Annotated in this window: 18 protein-coding genes; 15 read left to right on the top strand and 3 right to left on the bottom strand. The window is 58.3% G+C overall.

Translation table 11 applies throughout. The features are described 5' to 3' along the window. Positions 1-489 (top strand): hypothetical protein, encoded by a 489-nt coding sequence (locus tag ABC336_RS06745; RefSeq protein ID WP_413237948.1) that lies wholly within the window; start codon positions 1-3, stop codon positions 487-489. Between the two features lie 156 nt (positions 490-645). Here ABC336_RS06745 and ABC336_RS06740 read toward each other — a convergent pair whose 3' ends face one another. Beyond that, positions 646-1,206, bottom strand: a complete 561-nt coding sequence (locus ABC336_RS06740; protein ID WP_413237947.1) for a DoxX family membrane protein — start codon at positions 1,204-1,206, stop codon at positions 646-648. 154 nt (positions 1,207-1,360) lie between these two features. Continuing rightward, positions 1,361-3,040: a PucR family transcriptional regulator gene (locus ABC336_RS06735; protein WP_413237946.1), complete on the bottom strand. Its 1,680-nt coding sequence runs from the start codon at positions 3,038-3,040 to the stop codon at positions 1,361-1,363. 217 nt (positions 3,041-3,257) lie between these two features. Here ABC336_RS06735 and ABC336_RS06730 point away from each other — a divergent pair, with 217 nt between their 5' ends. The 12 genes from ABC336_RS06730 (at position 3,258) to ABC336_RS06675 (ending at position 16,627) form a co-directional block, all read left to right on the top strand. Beyond that, positions 3,258-3,947 (top strand): ABC transporter ATP-binding protein, encoded by a 690-nt coding sequence (locus ABC336_RS06730; protein ID WP_413237945.1) that lies wholly within the window; start codon positions 3,258-3,260, stop codon positions 3,945-3,947. Between the two features lie 70 nt (positions 3,948-4,017). Further along, positions 4,018-4,929: an ABC transporter permease gene (locus ABC336_RS06725; protein WP_413237944.1), complete on the top strand. Its 912-nt coding sequence runs from the start codon at positions 4,018-4,020 to the stop codon at positions 4,927-4,929. 97 nt (positions 4,930-5,026) lie between these two features. Continuing rightward, complete coding sequence (locus ABC336_RS06720; RefSeq protein ID WP_413237943.1) at positions 5,027-6,151, top strand: ABC transporter substrate-binding protein; 1,125 nt, start codon at positions 5,027-5,029, stop codon at positions 6,149-6,151. Positions 6,152-6,193: 42 nt separating this feature from the next. Further along, on the top strand, positions 6,194-7,576 hold the full coding sequence (gene allB / locus ABC336_RS06715) for an allantoinase AllB (protein WP_413237942.1): 1,383 nt from the start codon (positions 6,194-6,196) through the stop codon (positions 7,574-7,576). 40 nt (positions 7,577-7,616) lie between these two features. Continuing rightward, complete coding sequence (locus ABC336_RS06710; protein WP_413237941.1) at positions 7,617-8,909, top strand: Zn-dependent hydrolase; 1,293 nt, start codon at positions 7,617-7,619, stop codon at positions 8,907-8,909. Then, positions 8,902-10,152 carry a pyridoxal-phosphate-dependent aminotransferase family protein gene (locus ABC336_RS06705; RefSeq protein ID WP_413237940.1) on the top strand — a complete coding sequence of 417 codons (1,251 nt, stop codon included), beginning with the start codon at positions 8,902-8,904 and terminating at the stop codon, positions 10,150-10,152. Before ABC336_RS06710 ends, ABC336_RS06705 begins: the two co-directional genes overlap by 8 nt. Before the next feature lie 205 nt (positions 10,153-10,357). Beyond that, entirely contained in the window at positions 10,358-10,717 is a 360-nt protein-coding gene (locus ABC336_RS06700; protein WP_413237939.1) for a Na-translocating system protein MpsC family protein, read from the top strand. A gap of 372 nt (positions 10,718-11,089) precedes the next feature. Then, entirely contained in the window at positions 11,090-12,136 is a 1,047-nt protein-coding gene (locus ABC336_RS06695) for a Nif3-like dinuclear metal center hexameric protein (RefSeq protein ID WP_413237938.1), read from the top strand. Between the two features lie 63 nt (positions 12,137-12,199). Then, on the top strand, positions 12,200-13,243 hold the full coding sequence (locus ABC336_RS06690; RefSeq protein WP_413242454.1) for an ABC transporter substrate-binding protein: 1,044 nt from the start codon (positions 12,200-12,202) through the stop codon (positions 13,241-13,243). A gap of 14 nt (positions 13,244-13,257) precedes the next feature. Next, the gene (locus ABC336_RS06685) at positions 13,258-14,043 is read left to right on the top strand and encodes an ABC transporter ATP-binding protein (protein ID WP_413237937.1); all 786 of its coding nucleotides are present in this window, start codon (positions 13,258-13,260) and stop codon (positions 14,041-14,043) included. Next, positions 14,024-14,896, top strand: a complete 873-nt coding sequence (locus tag ABC336_RS06680; protein ID WP_413237936.1) for an ABC transporter permease — start codon at positions 14,024-14,026, stop codon at positions 14,894-14,896. The genes ABC336_RS06685 and ABC336_RS06680 overlap by 20 nt, the downstream gene beginning before the upstream one ends. 267 nt (positions 14,897-15,163) lie before the next feature. Then, the gene (locus ABC336_RS06675) at positions 15,164-16,627 is read left to right on the top strand and encodes a hypothetical protein (protein ID WP_413237935.1); all 1,464 of its coding nucleotides are present in this window, start codon (positions 15,164-15,166) and stop codon (positions 16,625-16,627) included. Here the strand turns inward: ABC336_RS06675 and yyaC are convergent. Beyond that, positions 16,617-17,243 (bottom strand): spore protease YyaC, encoded by a 627-nt coding sequence (gene yyaC / locus ABC336_RS06670; RefSeq protein ID WP_413237934.1) that lies wholly within the window; start codon positions 17,241-17,243, stop codon positions 16,617-16,619. The genes ABC336_RS06675 and yyaC overlap by 11 nt on opposite strands. A gap of 136 nt (positions 17,244-17,379) precedes the next feature. On the opposite strand from yyaC, the gene ABC336_RS06665 reads away from it, so the two are divergent. Then, positions 17,380-18,141, top strand: coding sequence for a creatininase family protein (locus ABC336_RS06665; RefSeq protein ID WP_413237933.1), 762 nt, complete (start codon positions 17,380-17,382; stop codon positions 18,139-18,141). Further along, a complete protein-coding gene (locus tag ABC336_RS06660) occupies positions 18,138-19,613 on the top strand; it encodes a hypothetical protein (RefSeq protein ID WP_413237932.1) in 1,476 nt (491 codons plus the stop codon). Before ABC336_RS06665 ends, ABC336_RS06660 begins: the two co-directional genes overlap by 4 nt. The last annotated feature ends 67 nt before the right edge of the window (positions 19,614-19,680 follow it).

The following is a 19,680-nucleotide window of genomic DNA, read 5'->3' as shown; positions in this document are numbered from 1 at the left end:
ATGAGTGGAGAAAAGACGGTTAAAGAGACTAAAATGGTCATGATGGTTTCGTTGATTGTTGCTATCATCCTTTTGACAGCCGGTCTGGCATCAGGACAATTGGAGATTGCTTTGCTTTCAGACAACAAGGCTTTGTTCGCATTGTCACTGTTACCGCTAAGTCTGGCATTCGTTTCTTTCATGAAGCTATCAAGGATAAAGCGATCCCCGCAGAAGATGCGAAGCGTCCTAATTAAAGAGAATGATGAACGGCTCGTAGCCTTGCATAACGAAGCTGATGCAAGAACGTTTAAAATAATGTATGGGTTAATGTTTTTAGCATATTTTGGTTACACGTTTCTGTTCCCGCAGGAAGTCTTCAAGTCTGCTGGTTGGTGGATGTTGATCATCCTCCTGTTGGGGTCCATGCTCCTGCAAGGCATATTCCGGCATCAGATATGTAGAACCAATACGAATGCTGGCATGAATGAGTATGAGGTCGAGCAATAACGGTCATCAAAAAAACCTTGCCCCAAGGTCGGCGATCTGAGGCGAGGTGTAAGGCGGTGTCAAAAAAGTGCCTGCCACATCAGAATGGAAAAGGAGCCCGGCGCCGTATACGACGGCCCAGGCTCCTTTTAGTCATATCAAAAGTCCGGTAACCAACTACTTGTTGCTTCCCCGGTTCCAAGGCGTCCCAAGATAGGGAAGTGCCCAGCGGTCAAGTCCGTACCAGCCGGCTACTTTCCAGGCCAGGACGAGCCATGTGGCCAGGATGAAGAGCAGCGGATTGGTACTGAGCGTGCCGGCAAACAGGAAGGTGACATTCATCAAGCCGCCAAAAAAGGCGGCGATTCCGGTCAGCAGCCCCAGGATCAACCCCAGTCCTACCAATACCTCACCGTAAGCGACGAAATAAGAAAAGAGTGTGGCATTGGGCAGTACGGCGTTCTCCAGGAACCAAGCGTACCAGCCCGTCACTTCACCGCCTTCCGCAGACTTGGCGAGCGCGCCGTTGACGAAGCCGGTGACAGCCACGCCGGCATCCTCTCCGACCCAGGCACTGCTTGTGACCTTCTTCCAGCCCGCTGTCAGCCAGGCATAGCCGAGATAGAGACGGACGACCAGCCAGATCAGGCCAGACTTGGTGTTGCTGAACAGGAACTGCGAGACCGGATTGTCCGGGATAAGGATAGTTCCGTTGTCCAAGTTGGTTTTTGTGCGCATGCGATCCTCCTCGGTTCAGTCATGTTAGGTGGCAACAACTTACAGTTGAATTTCACCATATCATAGCTTGATTCGTCAAGGGAATCGTCGATATTCTGTGCTGCTGGAGCAGCTCCGGTTGAGGCGAGCATACTGCCGCAGCGCTGGTCAGTCCTCAGGGGCGGCATCCGGCGCCAGCAACGCCTCCATGGCGAAGGCGGTGCGGAAACGCAGGCTTTCGGCGGCGTCGCAGTTCCCGTCCGGTCAGGCGCTGGCATTTGTCGAGACGGTAAGTGACTGTGTTGCGGTGCACGTAAAGGCGCTTGGCGGTCTCTGCCAGCTGACAGTGCGTCTCGTAGAACATATGGAGCGTCTTCATGAGCTCCCCCCGTTCCTTGTCCTCCAATTGCATCAATTCCTTAAAGGTCTGCTCATAATATTCCTTCATCTCCTCGCGGGGCAGCAGCCGCAGCAGATTAGTCAGATCCTTCTCCCGGTAGGGCTGGACAAAAAGCCGCTTGCCGGCTTCGTAGCCCTGCGCCAGCGCCTTGCTTGCTTCCTTGTAGGAGAGCGGAATGTCAGTCAGCTTGGAGACCGGGTTGCCGACGCCGACCGAGACCGGCATCTCATAACTGGACTGCATCCTGTGAACCATCGCCCGCAGCTGCGGGACCAGGGAGCGTTCCTCTTCACTGCCGTTTTGGGTCGGTGCCGGGAGAGCGATGAGATAGCAGAACGTATCGTTTTTGGTGAAGAGGACGAACGGCAGCTGCAGCTCCGTGAACTCGCTCTTGAGCAGCTGATAATACCGGTCCCGGTCTGAGATGAGCGGGCCGCCGGGGGGCTGGGGCACCCCCGTCTCCACACCGCCGCGCCGCGGGTCGCGCTTGGCCAGAGCGCACACATAGACCGGATGGTGCAGCAGGCCGTAATGTTTGCTGCGATGCAGCAGCTCTTGCTCGGAAGCGATCAGACCGTCGACGAAATCGGAGAAGAACTCGTTTTTATAGCGTCTCGACTTTTCCTGGACGGCTTGTTTCTTTACGAGCTCAAGGCCGATCACATTGGCGGCTTGCTCCATGGCATGGCGCGTCAGTGCCTGATCTCTCCCCGGCCGCTCAGCAAGCGTCGCCAGATAGCCTTCGAGCTGTAACGTATAGATCGGCAGCAAGTGCGCGATTGCTGCCGCTTCGTGACTGCCGGGCAGCGGCAAGCTCAGTTCGGTGAAGCCGTCTGGGGCTGCAGCAGGACATGCGGCGGCGATCGCCTCCAGCCAATATTCCGCCTCCGGCTTGAGACTGGCAAGCTGGGGACAGCCGTGCACCAGCTTCAGCTCCGTGTCCAACAGCAGAACCGGGGCACCGATGAGTGAGGCGAGGGCATCTACGATCTCAGGTGTGCTCTGCCCTTTCATGATCATCTCTGAGAGCTGCTTGTGAGTCGACAGGGCGTAGTGCAGTTCATCCGTCCGCTTCTCCAGGATATGACTGAGGGATTGGTTGGCAAGCTCGCCGATCGAATGGTCCAGCGACAGCTCGATGATCGGGAACCCCAGTTCGTCAGCCTGTCTGACGATTGCCTCGGGGACTTCCTCCAGGAAGCGTTTGGTCTTGATGGCGATTCCTGCACAGCCGACCTCAGCCATGTTGGTTACCAACGCGAGCAGGGCATCAGGGTGGTCTTTCATCGCATAACCGGTCGTTAGCAGCAGTTCATGGGGCTTAAGATAGTGGATGATATCCGGCGCATCCATAATATTGACGGAGAGGACCTGGCTGCCCGAGAGACCTGACTGACCGGCTACAATGCGGGCATTTCTGTAGATGGGCAGGGTGAGGAGCTGTTGGAGCAGCATAGGAGCACCTCTTTCACTGATATCGCGTAAGTATAGTTAACGTAGTTATACCATGTTTCGCATCGAAAGTAAAAGAATTGTTGTGCGAATTGCTCAAAAAGACCCAGGTTGATTTGGTTAAATTGAACAATGACAAAAGGGATGTGAGGCAGTATGATGAATACATACCTGAAAGAGTTAGTTAATATGACATATAAATCGAAATGGAGTTGATGGCATGAAGCTGGAAGTGCGGGATGTAGGCAAAGGGTTCGGCGAACGGTCGATCTTGAGGGACATCAATCTCGACGTGCATGAGCATGAGTTCATCTGTATCCTGGGCCACAGCGGCTGCGGCAAATCCACGCTCCTCAACATGATCGCCGGCTATCTGCATCCGGACACAGGCACGATCAGTGTCGATGGCGACCCGGTCAAAGGTCCCTCCAAGTCCAGGGGGATGGTGTTCCAGGATCATGCGCTTTTCCCCTGGATGACCGTGCTCGACAACATCGCCTTTGGACCGGAAGTACAAAAGGCAGGCAAGGCACAGGCTCGTCAGACGGCAACTGAATTTCTGTCGCTGGTCGGCCTCGACGCTTATGCCGACAGCTATCCGTCCGAATTGTCGGGCGGCATGAAGCAGCGGGTCGGCATCGCCCGGGCGCTCGCCGGGCGGCCGGAGATCCTGCTGATGGATGAGCCGTTCGGGGCGCTGGATGTCCTGACTCGCGAGACGATGAGGATGGAGCTGCAGAAGATCTGCGCCAAGCTGAAGCCGACGATTCTGTTTGTCACGCACAGTATTAGCGAGGCGGTCAGCCTGGCCGACCGGGTCGTGGTGATGAAGCATGGCGAGATCAGCGATATTTTCGAGATCGGCCTGACGCATCCGCGTTCCTTCCATTCGCCGGCTTCGGCAAGATGATGACCCGAATCGAGCGCATCCTGATGGATGAAGAGCCGCAGGAAGCCTTGCAGATGAAGGTGGGGTCGTCATGAGTGGTGCCAAGCTGAGCGCAGTCAAAGAACACACGTTGCAAAGCGCCGCCGACCTCCAGGGGAACGGGTCGAAGGTGGCGGGGCTTAAGCCAGCCGGCCGGCCGGGCGAGCGTACCGTACCCAAGCCTTCTTTTTTCAAGCGCTATAATCTGCTGCCGTCCATCGTCTTCTTCCTGCTGTGGGAAGGCTTCTCCCGGATCAACGAAACGATGGTATTCTTCAATCCAAGATTCCTGCCGGCGCCGAGCGTCCTGGTCCAGGAAGGCTGGGCGCTGGCTCAGACGGGCATCATCACCGAGAGTATTATGTCAAGTACGATCCGGATCTTCGCAGGTTTCCTGCTGGGCAGTCTGTTTGCTGTCGCACTCGGCGTCTTCATGAGCAAGTTCCGGACCGTGGAGCGATGGTTCTCGCCGATCCTCAATCTGGTGGGACCGATTCCGGCGCTGGCGTTGCTGCCGCTCTTCATCATCTGGTTCGGGATCGGCGAGTTTCCCAAGATCCTGCTGATTGCCTGGACGACGTTCATTCCGGTGCTCGTCTACACGCTAGACGGCTTCAAGTCCGTACCGTCGACGCTGATCCGCTCGGCGCTCAGCCTGGGCGCATCGGAGCGGCAGATCTTCACGCGGGTGATGCTGCCGGCGGCGATCCCCAACTTCCTGGTGGGTGCGCAGGTCAGTCTCGGTCTTTCCTTCTCGGCACTCATCGTCTCGGAGATGATGGGGGCGAGCTCTGGATTGGGATATATGATCGTCGATGCGCGCAACTACTTCAAGATTACCAATATGTTCGTCGCCATCATCCTGATCGGCCTCGAGTACAGCTTGTTCTCCTATATGCTGAAGCTGTTCGAGCGCAGAGTGCTGTCATGGCGTAAAGGAGGTCTCCGGGACGCACTCGAATAGAGAGAAGCCGTTTCACCTTGTCCGTCTGCTGACGGCGGGCGGACAAGAGCGCCACAGCGCTTTGTTCTATTATCTATATCAAGGGGAGGAAATATCGATGATCAAAAAAACATTCCAATGGGGTCCTGCGCTGGCGGCTGCGCTGGCAATTCTGCTGCTGCTCGCAGCTTGCGGGGGCGGCAATACAGGCAATAACACGCCGACCAATGCGCCTGAGACGCCTGCCGCTGGCGGCGCGAACAATGATGAGCCGGAGGCGGAGGCAGCATCCCAAGAGCTGGAGACGACGACACTGACATTGGTCGGTGTGCGGGATGCACAGATTTCCTCGCAGCAGATTATTGCCGACAAGCTTGGTTATTTTGCAGATGAAGGGCTTGATGTAACCAGTCAGCTGATCGAGAGCGGTCCGGATATCGGTCCGATGGTGGCGGGCGGCAGCGCCAAGGTGAGCATCCAGACCAACTTTATGGACATCATCCTCAAGTCGACGGATATCCCGGTCAAGATCATCGCGCCGCTGGCACAGATCGCCGGTACCCAGGCTGTGGTCGGCGCGGCTGATCTTGAGCTGACCAGCGCCAAGGATCTCGAAGGCAAGACGATCGGCATCCCGAGCGGCGCCGACGTGATGATCGCGATCAACAATATGGCGGAGGAGCTCGGCGTGGACGCGAGCAAGATCAACTACGTCAACCTGGCGCCAAGTGATGCCGTAGTCGCCCTGGAGCGCGGCGATATCGATGCGATGGCGAGCTGGGAGCCGTTCATCACCAAGGCGATCGAAGGCGGCGGCAAATTCCTCTTCAGCGGTACCAAGAGCGAGCTGCCGGACAATCCGGGCGATGTCGAGTGGATGAGCGTGCATACGACGATCCAGGTGACAGACGACTTCCTTGAAGCCAATCCGAATACGCTCAAAGCAGTGCTGCGGGCCTTGCAAAAAGCGACTGACTATATCAACGACAACCGAGAGGAAGCGATCGAGATCCTGGCGCCGGAGCTGCGTCTCAGCGTCGAAGAGCTGACGGAAATCATGGGGCGCAACGTGTACTCGATGGAAGTGGATGCCTCTTATGTCCACGGCAGCAACGGACCGGCGGTCGGCGAATATCTGCAATCCGTAGGCAATATCACTGCGATCCCGGATCCGGCGTCCTATCATGATCTGTCGCTGCTGGAAGCGGTCGATCCGGCGCTGATCACCGAGCAGCTGCAGTAACGGAACGGCTGATGAGTATGACAGAAGAAGGAGAGATCGTCCATGGAGGCTGCGACGAAAGTAGATCTGCTCATCAAGAACGGGGCGGTCGTCCTGAAGGATGAAGTGCGCCGGCTGGATATCGCCGTCCATGACGGCAGGATCGTCCGGCTGGGCGAAGATTGGGGAGGCGCAGCCATGCAGACCGTCGATGCCGACGGTCTGACCGTGATGGCGGGGATGGTGGATAGTCATGTCCACCTCAATGAACCCGGGCTTGGCGATTGGGAAGGCTTCGACACAGGGACGGCGGCGCTGGCTGCCGGAGGCTGTACGACCCTGATCGATATGCCGCTCAACGGCATACCGCCGACCGTCAGCAGCGAGGCGCTTCGCCGCAAGCTGCAAGCGGCGGAGGGCACAGCCCGCATCGACTATGCTCTGTGGGGCGGTCTGGTGCCAGGCAAGCTGGATGAGTTGGAAGGGCTGGCGGCTGCCGGTGTGACGGGATTCAAAGCGTTCATGTCCTCGCCGGGCGATCCCGACGAAGACGCCTTCCGCGAGGTGGACGACTACACGCTGCTGGAAGGGATGCGCATCATCTCGCGGCTTGGCCGGGTGCTGGCGCTGCACGCCGAGAGCGAGCCGATCGTCTCCGCGCTGGCAGCTCAGGCGCGGGCTGCTGGCAGGACATCGCCGGCGGATTATGCCGCTGCGCGGCCGGTGCTTGCGGAGCAGGAGGCAGTAAGCCGGGCGTTGTTCTACGCGGAGCAGACGGGCTGCGCGCTGCATTTCGTGCATATCAGCAGCAGTGCAGCGATCCGGATGATCAGGGATGCCCGGCGCCGCGGGCTCGATGTGACGGCGGAGACATGTCCCCACTACCTGCTGCTCACGTCGGAGGCATTCGATACGGTGGGCGCCGCGGCCAAGTGCGCGCCGCCGCTGCGGGACGTAGCGGAGACGGAAGCGATGTGGGAGCTGCTGGCGGACGAGGCGATCGATCTGATCGCCTCGGACCACTCGCCATGCCCTGAGGCGCTTAAGGCGCAGCCGGATTTCTTCGAGGCGTGGGGCGGCATCGCCGGAGCCCAGAGCTCGCTGGAGCTGATGATCGGTGAAGGTCACGTGAAGCGCGGCCTTCCGCTGCCGCTGCTGAGCCGGCTGCTGTCGCTGGCGCCGGCGCAGCGCTTTGGGCTGCATCCGCGCAAGGGCGAGATCCGGATCGACGCCGATGCCGATCTGGTCCTGCTCGATCTGCAGCGGCCGTACCGGCTGGAGCGGGAGCAGCTGCTGCAGCGGCACAAGCACAGCCCCTATATCGGGCGGACGATGCACTGCCGGGTAACGTCAGTCTACAGCAGAGGCAATCTCGTATACGGTGCCGGACAGGGTTTGGCAGGCGGCGCTGGAGGACAATGGCTGCGGCATGGAGAGACACGCTAGGGCGATAACAGAGTGGGCTTGGAGCAAAGGAGGAGCGGCCATGGAGCAGGAAGTATTATCCCATCCCCAAGAGCAAGAGAGGCTGCTGGCCAGGCTGGAGACAGAGGTAACAGGTGTATTGGAGTGGCTGTCGGCATACAGCGAAGGCGACGGTGCCGGTGTGACGCGGCTGCTCTATACGAAGCCGTGGCTGGCTGCCCAGCAGGCGCTGGCCGCCCGGATGGCCGGGGTCGGGTTGGAGACGGCTTATGACGAAGTCGGCAATCTGTACGGCAAGCTGCCGGGCAGATGGGCCGAGGCGCCGTCGATCGTCACGGGTTCGCATATCGACACAGTAATCCAGGGCGGCAAGTATGACGGCGCCTACGGCATCGCTGCCGGTCTGGTCGCTCTGGAGTATCTGCATCGCCGCTACGGCAAGCCGCTGCGCAGCCTGGAAGTCGTCTCGCTGTGCGAGGAAGAAGGGAGTCGCTTTCCGCTAGCCTATTGGGGCTCCGGTAATATCGTAGGCAAGCGCTCTCATGCGCAGATCGCGGCGCTGACCGACAGTGAGGGCAGGAGCTTCCCGGATGCGATGGCCGCCTGCGGCTTCGGTCCCGGGAGCGCCCGGCCCGCGCTGCGCCGGGATATCGCTGCCTTTGTCGAGGCGCATATCGAGCAGGGCGGCGTGCTCGAATCGGAAGCGCTCGGCATTGGCATCGTCGACTCCATCGCCGGACAACGGCGCGTGCGGGTCGAGCTGACCGGCGAAGCCAACCATGCAGGCACTACGCCGATGCATCTGCGCCGGGATGCGCTGGAGGGCGCCGGCCTGATGATCCACCTGCTGCGGCAGGAAGCGATCCGCCGGGGCGCGCCGCTCGTCGCGACGGTAGGCAAGCTGCAGGTTTTCCCCAATGTGCCCAACGTCGTCCCTGGCCGCGTCCAGTTTACAGTGGACGCCAGGCATACCGACGATGCGAGGCTGGACGATTTTTGCGAGTGGATGCGGACGACATTTGCGCAGCTGGCCGAGCAGCGCGGATTGACGGTCTCGTTTGACGAGTGGTTCCGTGAAGAGGCGGTCCCGCTCGACAGCGGCTTGCAGCGCAAGTTGGAGCGTATCTGCAGCGAGCAGGGCATTCCGGCGCGGCGGATATCGAGCGGCGCCGGCCATGACGCGCAGATGTTCGGCGGCCACTGCCGGACTGCGCTCCTCTTCGTGCCGAGCCGGCGGGGCATCTCGCACGCACCGGAGGAGTATACCTCGCCGCGCGAGCTGGCGGTGGGCGTGCTGGTGCTGGCCGAGCTGTTGTACAAACTGGGTTATGAGGAGGAGGAGCAGCATGCGTAGTTATCCCGGCTGGTCGCCGCCGGCGAGGACGATTATGACACCGGGTCCCGTCGAGGCGGACCCCCGTGTCTTGCGGGCGATGGCGGCGCCGATCGTCGGTCAGTTCGACCCGGCATTCACCGCGCTGATGAATACGACAATGGAGCAGCTGCGGGATCTCTTCCTGACGGCTAACCATTGGGCCTACCCGGTCGACGGGACGTCGCGGGCCGGGCTGGAGGCGGTGCTCGTCAGTCTGATCGAGCCTGGCGATACGGTGCTGGTGCCGATCTACGGCCGGTTCGGCCATCTGCTGCATGAGATTGCCAGTCGGTGCGGCGCCGAGGTCGTCACGATGGCTTGTGAGTGGGGGCAGACCTTTGCTCCCGAGTCGATCATCCAGGCGATCCGGACGCATAAGCCCCAGCTGGTGGCGATGGTGCATGGCGAGACCTCGACAGGCCAGCTTCAGCCGCTGGACGGGATCGGTGCCGCCTGCCGCGAGACGGGCGCGCTGCTCGTCGTCGATGCGGTGGCAACCCTGGGCGGCGTGCCGGTGCGTACCGACGACTGGCAGCTCGACGCCGTGATCGGCGGGACGCAGAAGTGTCTGTCCGTCCCTTCCGGGCTTGCTCCGGTGACGTACAATGAGCGGGCAGAAGCCAAGCTGCTGCGCCGCAAACAGATCGAGCGCGGCCTGCGCGGCGCCGGCGCCGCCGCCCAAGCCGGAGAGCTCGGCGCCATCCGCAGCAATTATCTGGACCTGAGCCAGCTCCAGGATTACTGGAGTCCGGCCCGGCTCAATCATCACACCGAATCGACCAGTATGCTGTATGCCCTCTACGAAGGGCTGCGGCTGGTCGCGGAGGAAGGGCTGGAGGCTCGCTTTGCGCGGCATCGGGCGCAGGAGGCGGCGCTGGTGAGCGGCATCGAGGCGATGGGATTGTCGCTCTATGGCGAGCGGCGCACCAAGCTGCCGGTCGTCACCTGTATTACGATCCCCGCCGGCATCGACGGCGAGTCGGTGCGGGCGATGCTGCTGGAGCGGTTCGGGCTGGAGATCGCGAGCTCCTTTGGCCCGCTGCAGGGCAAGATCTGGCGGATCGGCACGATGGGCTACAGCTGCAGCATGCGCAATGTGCTGTTCACGCTGGGCGCCCTGGAAGCGGTGCTGACCTGGCACGGCGGCAAGGTGGCGGCTGGCGAAGCCGTGCAGGCGGCGCTCCGTACTTATGAAGGCTTGGCTCTGCAGCCGCAGGAGTAGCCTTCGGATGGAGGGTTTGGCACTGGGCGGTCAGATCTGCTTTCCGGGATTCCCGGAGAGCAGGTCTTTTTTTGCACTTCGCTTGAAGGCTGCTGCGCCCTTCGCAGCCCTGTGTTATTCACCCGGCGCCAAAGACAGCGGGTGCAGAAATCGTTGGACGTGCTATAATGGGGCTGTTATGATCCAATCGGGGAAGGGTGAGTGTATGAGGCCTCCGTATACAGCTGGGGAGTTGAAGCAGGAGATCGTCAAAATTTACAATACCATCAACCAGGAAATTTTCGGTATCGGCATTACCTCTCAAAAAATCGATATTGCAGGCGACAAGGTGTACATCTCTGCGACGCATAAGCGGATTCCTGCGATGAAGATTTTGGACAAGGATCATCGCACCCTGACCGCAAGTGTCGATATGCTGCTGATGGAGGAGAACAAGCGGTTGCTGCGGGAACAGCTGGAGCGGCATTTGGGACTGGACGTGAAGCTGATCCACAAGGATTACGATTATCGAACGGAATATTCAGGGACGGTGATTATACTTGGAGGCAATCCGATCAAAACCTGACGTTAAAGTGACATTAAATTGATGATGTTGTTATTTTTTTTGGAGTTATTGACGGAAAGTCTAACTGTATGATATATTACCTTACAAGATAACTGAAGGGGACAAGAAATAACCTCTGAATATCTATCAAGGAATTAACAGATAAGGTGCTGTTTCTTCTCCGATAAATTGGGGAAAGCTGCAACGCCATATCGGTTAGCTGAAAGGCATACTCGTAGCAGGTAATGGAGAACTCTGTGATCAGAGAGCTTTGCGACCGCTAATTATGACATGGCCGAACCCTGAGAGGGGGGCGGGCGATCATATTTAGCGGTTTTTTTAATTCGCAAATGTTTATCGGCGTACTGCATGCGGGATGAAAGGAGAACGGGCATGGAACAAAAGACAACGCAAGTAACAAACAAGGATGTTGTAGCGGCCTTGAATATCATCACCCGCGGACGGATGGTGACGAGCTGGGATGAGGTGTCATCCGGCAGCAATCCTTACGTCGTCACCAAGACCTCGCATATTCCCGGCAAGGGGATCGTGGAGATCCCCGGGCTGGTCTTCGGAGACCCGGCGGGGCTGGTCAGGCGTATCGGCGTGGGCATGACATTGACCGAATCCATGATCGAGCTGGCTTCGGGCATGGGGCTTGATCTGCTGGTCGTGCATCATCCGGTCGCCGATGCGGCGAGTTCGGGGGGCGTGCCTTTTGCGGATTATCTGCCGCTGTATGGTCTGTCGCTGATCGAGCTGCACGAAGCCTTCCACGGTCTTCATCCCGGAATGACGATGATGCACGGTCACCGCAAGCTCTCGACCGATATTGCCTTTGGGGGCGTGCCCGGCAATGTCCTGCACAAAGGAATCGCGTTGGAAGGCATTGCGACTGTAGCAGGGCTGCTCAGTCAGCTCGCCGGCTGGCTGGATCGCGACAGTGACCAGCGCCTGCTGGAGGCGGAGCGGATGATCCGCGGCGAGTCCTCGCTGCAGGAGGCGACCATGGCCAATCCGGCGCGGCTGCTCAGCGGCAGGATGGACAAGCCGGTCAAGCACATCCTGCATTTCTTCCCGCATACCGGGTTCTCGCTGGAGCATCTGGAGCAAGCGCTATTGCTCTATCCTGAGACGGATACGATCATCGTCAGTATCAGCCGGGTGAGGGAGGATCATCCTTTCGTGACGCTCGCCCGGGAGCGGGGGCTGAACTTCATCGTCGGCAATTCGCATTCCGTCGAGATCATGGAGAATGGTCTGCCGCTCGCCTATGCGCTGGAGATGCTGCTGCCTGAGGTGGAAGTGTTCCTCCTGCGCGAGCGGGTGACGGCGGTGCCGCTATCGGATATCGGTTCGAGCCAGATGGTTGACTACGGCAGGGGGATCGCGGAGGACCATCTGGTCGCCGGGACACCCCGCGCCGTTCAAAATATATAGAAGCGATACCAGGGAGGACGAGAATCCATGAAAACCGTGATGAAGAGGCAGTCCCTATTGTTAATGTTGTTGTGTTTGATGTTGATGATTGCTGCCTGCGGCACCAATAACGAGCCGCAGGCGAGTCCTCCTCCCGCCAGTGCAGAAGAGGGCGCTGCGGCCGAAGAGAACCGGACGGAGACGGAAGCTCCGGCGGAGGTGGTCACGGTCAAGTTCTCGGAGGTCATCCGTTCCATCTTTTATGCACCGCATTATGTCGCGATCGGCCAAGGCTTCTTCGAGGAAGAGGGTCTTGAGATTGACATGAATACCGCGCAGGGCTCTGACAAGGGGGCGGCGGCGCTGATCGCCGGTACGGCGGACATCTCGCTCGTCGGTCCGGAGACGGCCATCTATATCTACAATCAGGAGGGGGACAACAAGATCAAGATCTTCCATCAGTTGACGATGAAGGACGGTTCCTTCCTGCTGTCGCGCGAGCCGATCGAAGATTTCTCCTGGAGTGATCTGGAGGGCAAGACGGTGATTGGTTGGCGGCCGGGCAGCGCGCCGCAGATGGTGATGAATTCCCAGCTGCTCCGTGAAGGCGTAACCGGTGCCGATGTCGTGACCAATCTGGCTTCCCCTGCGATGGCAGGAGCCTTTGCGAGCGGACAGGGTGATTTCATCCAGCTGTTCGAACCGGTCGCCTCGACGCTTGAGCTCGAAGGAGCGGCGCACTACGTGGCTTCGATAGGGGAGATGTACGGCAACTTCCCTGAGACATCGTATGTAGCAACAGGTGACTACATCGCGAGTAACCCGGAGGTCGTCGAAAGGTTCGTGCGGGCAGTGACCAAGGGTACGGCTTGGCTTATGACGGCCGGTGATGACGAGATCGCCGAAGTGTTGATGCCGTTTTTTGAAGGAACCCCTAAGGAAGTTGTCATCCAGTCCGTGAACCGTTACAAAGCCCAGGACACCTGGTCCGAGAAGCCGGAGCTGACGCAGGAGATGTTCGACATCTTGCAGGATGTGCTGGTTGAGAACGGCGTATTAAAAGAAGAAGAACGGATCACTGAGATGAGTGACGTCGTCGATATGAGCTTTGTAAATCAATTGCCGTAAGGAGGAGGATGGCCATGTCGCAAGCCGAAGTGGAATTTCGGGATGTGTGTCTGCGTTACTTTACGCTGAAGGAAGAGACGGAGGCGCTGCGCAATGTCAATCTGTCGATTGAAGCCGGAGAATTTATCAGTATCGTGGGGCCGAGCGGCTGCGGGAAGAGCACGTTGCTCTCCCTGATCTCGGGCATGCTGAAGCCGACGAGCGGTCGGGTGATGATCGAGGGCGAGGCGGTCGGCGGTACGTCGCCCAAAGTGGGCTACATGCTGCAGCATGACCATCTGTTTGAATGGCGGGATGTGCTGAGCAATCTGTTGGTGGGGGCCGAGATTCGCAAGATGGATATGCAGCGTGCCAGGGGCAAGGCTTTGGAGCTGTTGGAGAGGTATGGCCTTGGCGGATTTGCCAAGCATAATCCCGGGCAGCTCTCCGGTGGTATGCGCCAGCGGGTGGCGCTGATCCGAACGCTGGTCGCCGAACCGGACATTCTGTTGCTGGATGAGCCCTTCTCGGCGCTCGATTATCAGACCCGGCTGACATTGGCGGACGAGGTGCATTCGATTATCAAGGATCAGGGCAAGACGGCGATTCTGGTCACGCACGATATCTCCGAGGCGATCAGCATGGCGGACCGGGTCATGGTGATGAGCAAGCGCCCGAGCACGATTTCGTCGATCTACCCGATGCGATTTGAGGAAGGGGAGCATTTGGCCCCGTGGAAAAAGCGGGAAGCGGGACGTTATCCGGCCTACTTTAATACGATATGGAGGGAGCTGGAAGGTCATGTCGTCTCTACCGGTTAAAAAAGCAGGTGCGATGGTGGCGGACGGACGCGGCGGAAATGAACCAAAGACACATGAGCCATCCGCCCAGTATGCTTTGTATTTAAGAAGTAAGAAACGTGAGTTTTGGCTCATTCGAGGCGGCCAGCTGCTGCTTTTGATCGCCTTCCTGGGGCTGTGGGAGCTCGCAGCGGGGATGGGGTGGGTGAACCCGATGCTGACGAGTCGTCCTACCCGGATCTACAACTCGTTTGTCGAGTTGGCCCTGCAGGGCGAGCTGTTCCGTCATACGTGGATCACGGCGTGGGAGACGCTGGTGGGCATCGTCGTCTCGATGGTGATCGGAACGGCGGTAGCGGTGTTGTTCTGGTGGTCGACATATGCCTCCAAGGTGCTCGAGCCTTATATGGTTGTTCTGAATGCACTGCCTAAGGTAGCGCTCGGGCCGATCTTCTACATCTGGCTGGGGGACCGGTATTCCATCTATGGGATGGCTGTGGCGATCTCGGTAATCGTTACGATCATCATGATCGAGAGCGGGTTCAAGGAGATCAGCAAAACGAAGCTTAAGCTGATGGAATCGTTTGGGGCGACGCGCGGCCAGATGCTGCGGATGGTTCTGCTGCCGGCGAGTGTGCCGACGTTTATTGCGACGCTCAAGGTTAATGTGGGACTTACGCTGGTCGGCGTCATCATGGGCGAGTTCTTATCTTCAAAAGCGGGACTGGGATATCTGATTACTTACGGGGGGCAGGTATTCCAGATGAATCTGGTTATGGTCAGTATCGTTATGCTTGCGGTGCTTTCCGTCCTTTTCTACAGTGTAGTCACCTTGGTCGGGCGGTACGCTTTGAGAAGGAATCATTTTGAGTAGAAGTCATAAAAGTTAACAATAACATGACGCAAATTTGGGTGGTGTACCAAAAGAAAAAGAAAATGTAAAATCCGCATTTGACCATCACCATATGAAACGCTTTCATATATAATATTGGAAGGAAAATCGGATTTTTGCTGATGGAATCGACTATTTGTTCGGAAAAAGCCAAATAAAATTGTATACCAAATGCCAAAATTATGTTCAATTCATCCTTTCTGTGATACAATTCGAGTGAAACTCAATAAAAACGGGGAAAGCAGAGGGATGCGGATGTTAGGTTTATCGCATTATTTGTATGCTTTTATAACTCTCAGTGTTATTATTGTGATGCTTTTTCGAAAAGGCGTTGTGATTCCTTCGTTGGTTGGGACATTCTTGATCGGATGGGTGTTCACGGGGGATGTCCTCAGTGGGTTCAAGGCGGTATACAATGCCAATCTAACGGCCGCTCAAGAGTTGTTTACAATTTTCCTCATTATTACCTTTATGGTTGCTCTGCTGGCGTCGCTCAGGGATATAGGTGCGGATCGGCGGATGATTCAGCCCATCCAGAAGTTCATGCTGAATGGACATTTGGCATTCTTCATTCTGGCAGGCATCACCTTTACGATCTCTCTGTTCTTCTGGCCTACGCCGGCTGTCCCGCTGCTCGGCGCCTTGCTGATCCCGGCTGCTGTTCGCGCAGGACTGCCGCCGATGAGTGCGGCCATCGCCATCGCGCTTGCGGGGCAAGGGATGGCGCTGTCATCGGACTATATCATGCAGGTCGCGCCTATGCTGAGCGCCGCTGGGGCGGGCGTGCCGATCGCTGCAGTTGCCGACAAAGCCCTGATCCTCTCGCTGATCACCGGCGGTGTGGCGATCACGACCGCCTACCTGATGAACCGCAGGTCGATTCGCACACCGATCACTGCGGGGCAAGGAGCGACGGCTACTATTGTCAATGTCAAACCTGCAGAAGAAAATGAGTCTACCCATCTGGGCGAGGTGGCGGCAGCGGTGGAGACGCTCGAACCACGTATGGAGAGATGGTCGAAGCTGTTTGCGATATTGGTGCCCCTGTCGATGCTGAGCGTAATGATTGTCATGATCATCAGTAAATTTGGCGGTCTGGGCAGCTTCGAGGGCGGAGATGGCGCGGCATTTATCGGCGGGGTGGCGATCGTTTTGCTTATCATGGCCTCGTTTGCCTTCAGCAAGCTGAAGGCGCTGGACCGTATCAGCGACCATCTGGTGGAAGGCTTTGTCTTTGCATTCAAAGCGATGGGACCGGTCATTCCGATCGCAGGATTTTTCTTTCTGGGCAATTCAGACTTTGCCGGCTCCATCCTGACTCTCGGCGAGGGAGCGACAGCGCCAGCATTCCTTTTCGACCTGGTATCTGCGATCCAGCATGCGATTCCGTCCAGCGCTTCGATCACCGCCTTTGGCATCCTGATCCTGGGGATCGTAACCGGCCTTGACGGCTCGGGCTTCTCGGGCTTGCCGCTGACAGGTTCGCTCTCTGGCGCACTGGGTCCGGCAGTGAATGTCGATCCGTCCACACTGGCCGCGATTGGTCAGATGGGCGCCATCTGGGCCGGCGGAGGGACGATCGTCGCCTGGTCCTCATTGGTGGCAGTTGCGGGCTTCGCGGGCGTATCGGCATTGGAACTGGCGCGCAAGAATTTCATTCCGGTTATCCTGGGGCTAACCGTCGCCGTGATCGTAGCGCTTATCATCTGGTGATCCGGGCACGCGCATCTGCAAGACGATCTTCATAAGGTCCGCCGGCAACGGATGGCTGCTCGCTCAGCAGGGCAGGCAGCAGCTTGTCGATAGACTGCTTTAGTGCCTGTGCCATGATAACAGCCATATCCTGCACAAAGGTGAGGCTCGTCTTGTCCAGTACCTTGGCGTTGATCGGTCCGTAGTTGTTGATGATCCCCTTTAGATGAATATGGCCGACCCCCGGCAGCTCTTTGCCCATACTGGTGCCAGGCAGGAGAGGACCATGAACCAGCTGGATCGTGCCGATCTTGAAGTATTGGCCGAGACAGGCATCTAGTGCGATGGTATAGGCCTGGGCGTGCTTTTTGTTCAGATAGGTCAATGTCTTCTTCAGATTCAGCGCGTGGACAGGCTTCTCCAATGTCCCGAAGAGTCGGACATGCCGGTTGCCCGCATACGTCTGCGCTAGCAAGCTGTTGATGGCAGGGCCCAGAGAGTCGCCGGGCGAACGATTCGTGCCTATGCCGACGATTACGATCTGTCGGAATTGCGTGTGGCGCTCCGCATGCTCGGTCAGTCTGTCAGCCAGAAAGGAAGGCGCGGATCTGTCAAGATAATGTGTATGGTGCATCATCTATACATCATCCTCATATGAAAGAATATACGCATGTCATTTCATCATACTCCGAAATGCCGTAGATTTCAAAGCGGCTGACTCACTCAACAACAGTTTGGTATACAATAAACCTTATTGAAGGGAGGTGAAACGGATGCATCCTGGCCCATCCTATCAGCTGCAGCAGATGACCTGGCCCGAGGTAAGGGAGGCGCTCCAGACCGCCCGGTTGGCCATCATCCCGCTTGGCGCGCAGGAGCAGCATGGTCCCCATATGGCCGAGAGCTGCGACGCCGTACTGGCGGAGCAATTTGCCATCCGGTTGGCGGAGCGGCTCCATCCGCTCGCGATCATGACGCCGCCGATCACGATGGGCGTCTCCAGCCATCATCTTCATTTCCCCGGTACACTCTCGCTGCAGCCATCGACACTAATCGCGATTCTCCGGGATATGATCGTCTCCTTGAAGCCGCACGGCATTGGGCGCTTCCTGATCGTCAATGCCCATGGCGGCAATCAGGCGACGCTCGGCGTTGCCGCCGATGTGCTGACCAGAGAAGAGGGGATCGAATTCTATTATGCCAAGACGACCGCTTCGGCCAAGGATGTGATGGACAAGCATATCTCTTCCCAGCTGTTCGGACACAGCTGCGAACGCGAGGTGTCGGAGGCGCTGTACCTGGCTCCCGAGCTCGTAAGACAAGACCGGCTGGCTAAGGGGGAACTCGTGGATGGCGGACGGTGGCGCAAGCTGCGGCCGGGCAGTCCGCTGCAAGGCTTCTATTATTATGAAGAGATGACCGCAAACGGTTGTATCGGAGATGCTCCGCAAGGCAGCCGCGAGCTCGGCGAAGCGCTCGTGGAGACGGCGCTGACGCGGCTTGCACAGGCGGTCAGAGACATCTTGGAGCGATGAGACTGCAGACTTTGCTCTTGGTGGCGATCCTGGTCTACTTGATCTCTGTTCTATTCCCCGAGCTTCCGCTGGGGTGGCTCGTCTCGTGCTTCAGTGTGCTGATCCTCCTGCTTGTTATCAGCCGGGTGGGTGCCTATGTACGGCTGCTCGGGCTGCTGATGCTGGGGATCGGCGTGCTATTGCTTGTCTCTGCGGGAGCGGAGTGGCAGCACATACTGCTCAGCTTCGGCCGGATGATGAATATTCTGAGCTTGTTTGCCCTCGTGCCGCTCATCGCCCTGCCGATCGAGCTGGGTCGCTATGCACAGCGGATCCGTCAACTCATCGCCCGCCGGGTCCGATCGTCGGGGCTGCTCTACACCATCACTTCCGTTCTGACCTATATCGCCAGCTCCTTTATGAGCCTGGGGGCGATGCCGGTGATGTATCAGACGATGCGGCCTTCGATGGACCTGTACCCGATCGGGCAGAAGGAGCGATTCATCAGTCGCTCCATCACGCACGGCTTTGCCATGCCTACCGTATGGACGCCGGTGACGCCGATCGTCGGCATCGTCGTCGAGATGACCGGCGTGCGATGGCTGCATATTATCCCCATCCTGATCCCGTTCAGCCTGCTTGGCCTGGCCGCTGACTGTGTGATCGCCTACGCGATCGCCCGGCGCCGCCGCAGGCAGCTGGCCGCTGTTGCTGGCCTTAGTACAGCTCCCGGAGAGGCAGCTTCTCACGTCTCCGCTAGTGCAGCAAGCACCGAAGGGGCCGTACTTACGGGGACGGAGCCGGATGGAGCGGCCGACGGGGAACGGCTGACCGATGACAGCCCGGCAAAGGGGGCCCATCCGGTTCACATTCTGCTCGCAGTGGTCGCGTTAAACGGTTTGATCTCATTTCTTGAGAGTCGACTGCATCTTGGTTTCTTATTGCTGGTCACGTTGACGGTGATTCCCTTTGCTCTCGTGTGGTCACTCATGCTCGGCAAAGGACGAGCCTTCCTGGCGCTCAGCCGGCAGCGGCTGCCCCAGCATCTGGGCCGGATGAAGGAGCAGTTCTATATGTTCCTGAGCGCCGGATTTATGATCACGGCGATCCAGTCGACGGGAGCGATGCAAGCGATCAACGCTGCGCTGGGCAGTGTCAAGGAGGCGGTAGGAGGCGAGCTGTTCGTGCTGCTCATCCCATTGATTCCGCTCGGGCTGGCTTTTGCCGGCCTGCAGCCGGCTGTGGCGCTGGCACTGGCGGCCGAGGCGATGAATCCCGCAGCGCTAGGCGTCTCGGTGGAGATAGCGGCGATCGCCATGCTCACGGGCGCTGCCGCCGCATTTATGATGGGGCCTTACAACGCTACGGCCAGTATGATGGCGGGCCTCATCAACCGGAGCGCCTACAAGGTCTCCAACTGGAATCTGCCGTTCACCGCCGCATATATCGGCATGGCAACCATATTGCTGATTGTGCTGGAAATGTCGGGTTGACAAATGCCGGGCGGCTGGGCAATAATAGTCACACCTTATTATTTTGGTATACCATATACCAAAATTC

The organism is Paenibacillus jepli, from assembly GCF_047238105.1.
In the GTDB taxonomy this organism is placed as follows: domain Bacteria; phylum Bacillota; class Bacilli; order Paenibacillales; family Paenibacillaceae; genus Paenibacillus_D.
The sequence above is the reverse complement of the archived record's forward strand: the minus strand, read 5'-3'. Positions and strand labels throughout refer to the sequence as shown.

Excerpts from the sequence above, each read along its gene's own strand:
- ABC336_RS06745 (WP_413237948.1), top strand. The coding sequence starts at position 1 with ATGAGTGGAGAAAAGACGGTTAAAGAGACTAAAATGGTCATGATGGTT.
- ABC336_RS06740 (WP_413237947.1), bottom strand. The coding sequence starts at position 1,206 with ATGCGCACAAAAACCAACTTGGACAACGGAACTATCCTTATCCCGGAC.
- ABC336_RS06735 (WP_413237946.1), bottom strand. The coding sequence starts at position 3,040 with ATGCTGCTCCAACAGCTCCTCACCCTGCCCATCTACAGAAATGCCCGC.
- ABC336_RS06730 (WP_413237945.1), top strand. The coding sequence starts at position 3,258 with ATGAAGCTGGAAGTGCGGGATGTAGGCAAAGGGTTCGGCGAACGGTCG.
- ABC336_RS06725 (WP_413237944.1), top strand. The coding sequence starts at position 4,018 with ATGAGTGGTGCCAAGCTGAGCGCAGTCAAAGAACACACGTTGCAAAGC.
- ABC336_RS06720 (WP_413237943.1), top strand. The coding sequence starts at position 5,027 with ATGATCAAAAAAACATTCCAATGGGGTCCTGCGCTGGCGGCTGCGCTG.
- allB (WP_413237942.1), top strand. The coding sequence starts at position 6,194 with ATGGAGGCTGCGACGAAAGTAGATCTGCTCATCAAGAACGGGGCGGTC.
- ABC336_RS06710 (WP_413237941.1), top strand. The coding sequence starts at position 7,617 with ATGGAGCAGGAAGTATTATCCCATCCCCAAGAGCAAGAGAGGCTGCTG.
- ABC336_RS06705 (WP_413237940.1), top strand. The coding sequence starts at position 8,902 with ATGCGTAGTTATCCCGGCTGGTCGCCGCCGGCGAGGACGATTATGACA.
- ABC336_RS06700 (WP_413237939.1), top strand. The coding sequence starts at position 10,358 with ATGAGGCCTCCGTATACAGCTGGGGAGTTGAAGCAGGAGATCGTCAAA.
- ABC336_RS06695 (WP_413237938.1), top strand. The coding sequence starts at position 11,090 with ATGGAACAAAAGACAACGCAAGTAACAAACAAGGATGTTGTAGCGGCC.
- ABC336_RS06690 (WP_413242454.1), top strand. The coding sequence starts at position 12,200 with ATGTTGTTGTGTTTGATGTTGATGATTGCTGCCTGCGGCACCAATAAC.
- ABC336_RS06685 (WP_413237937.1), top strand. The coding sequence starts at position 13,258 with ATGTCGCAAGCCGAAGTGGAATTTCGGGATGTGTGTCTGCGTTACTTT.
- ABC336_RS06680 (WP_413237936.1), top strand. The coding sequence starts at position 14,024 with ATGTCGTCTCTACCGGTTAAAAAAGCAGGTGCGATGGTGGCGGACGGA.
- ABC336_RS06675 (WP_413237935.1), top strand. The coding sequence starts at position 15,164 with ATGCGGATGTTAGGTTTATCGCATTATTTGTATGCTTTTATAACTCTC.
- yyaC (WP_413237934.1), bottom strand. The coding sequence starts at position 17,243 with ATGATGCACCATACACATTATCTTGACAGATCCGCGCCTTCCTTTCTG.
- ABC336_RS06665 (WP_413237933.1), top strand. The coding sequence starts at position 17,380 with ATGCATCCTGGCCCATCCTATCAGCTGCAGCAGATGACCTGGCCCGAG.
- ABC336_RS06660 (WP_413237932.1), top strand. The coding sequence starts at position 18,138 with ATGAGACTGCAGACTTTGCTCTTGGTGGCGATCCTGGTCTACTTGATC.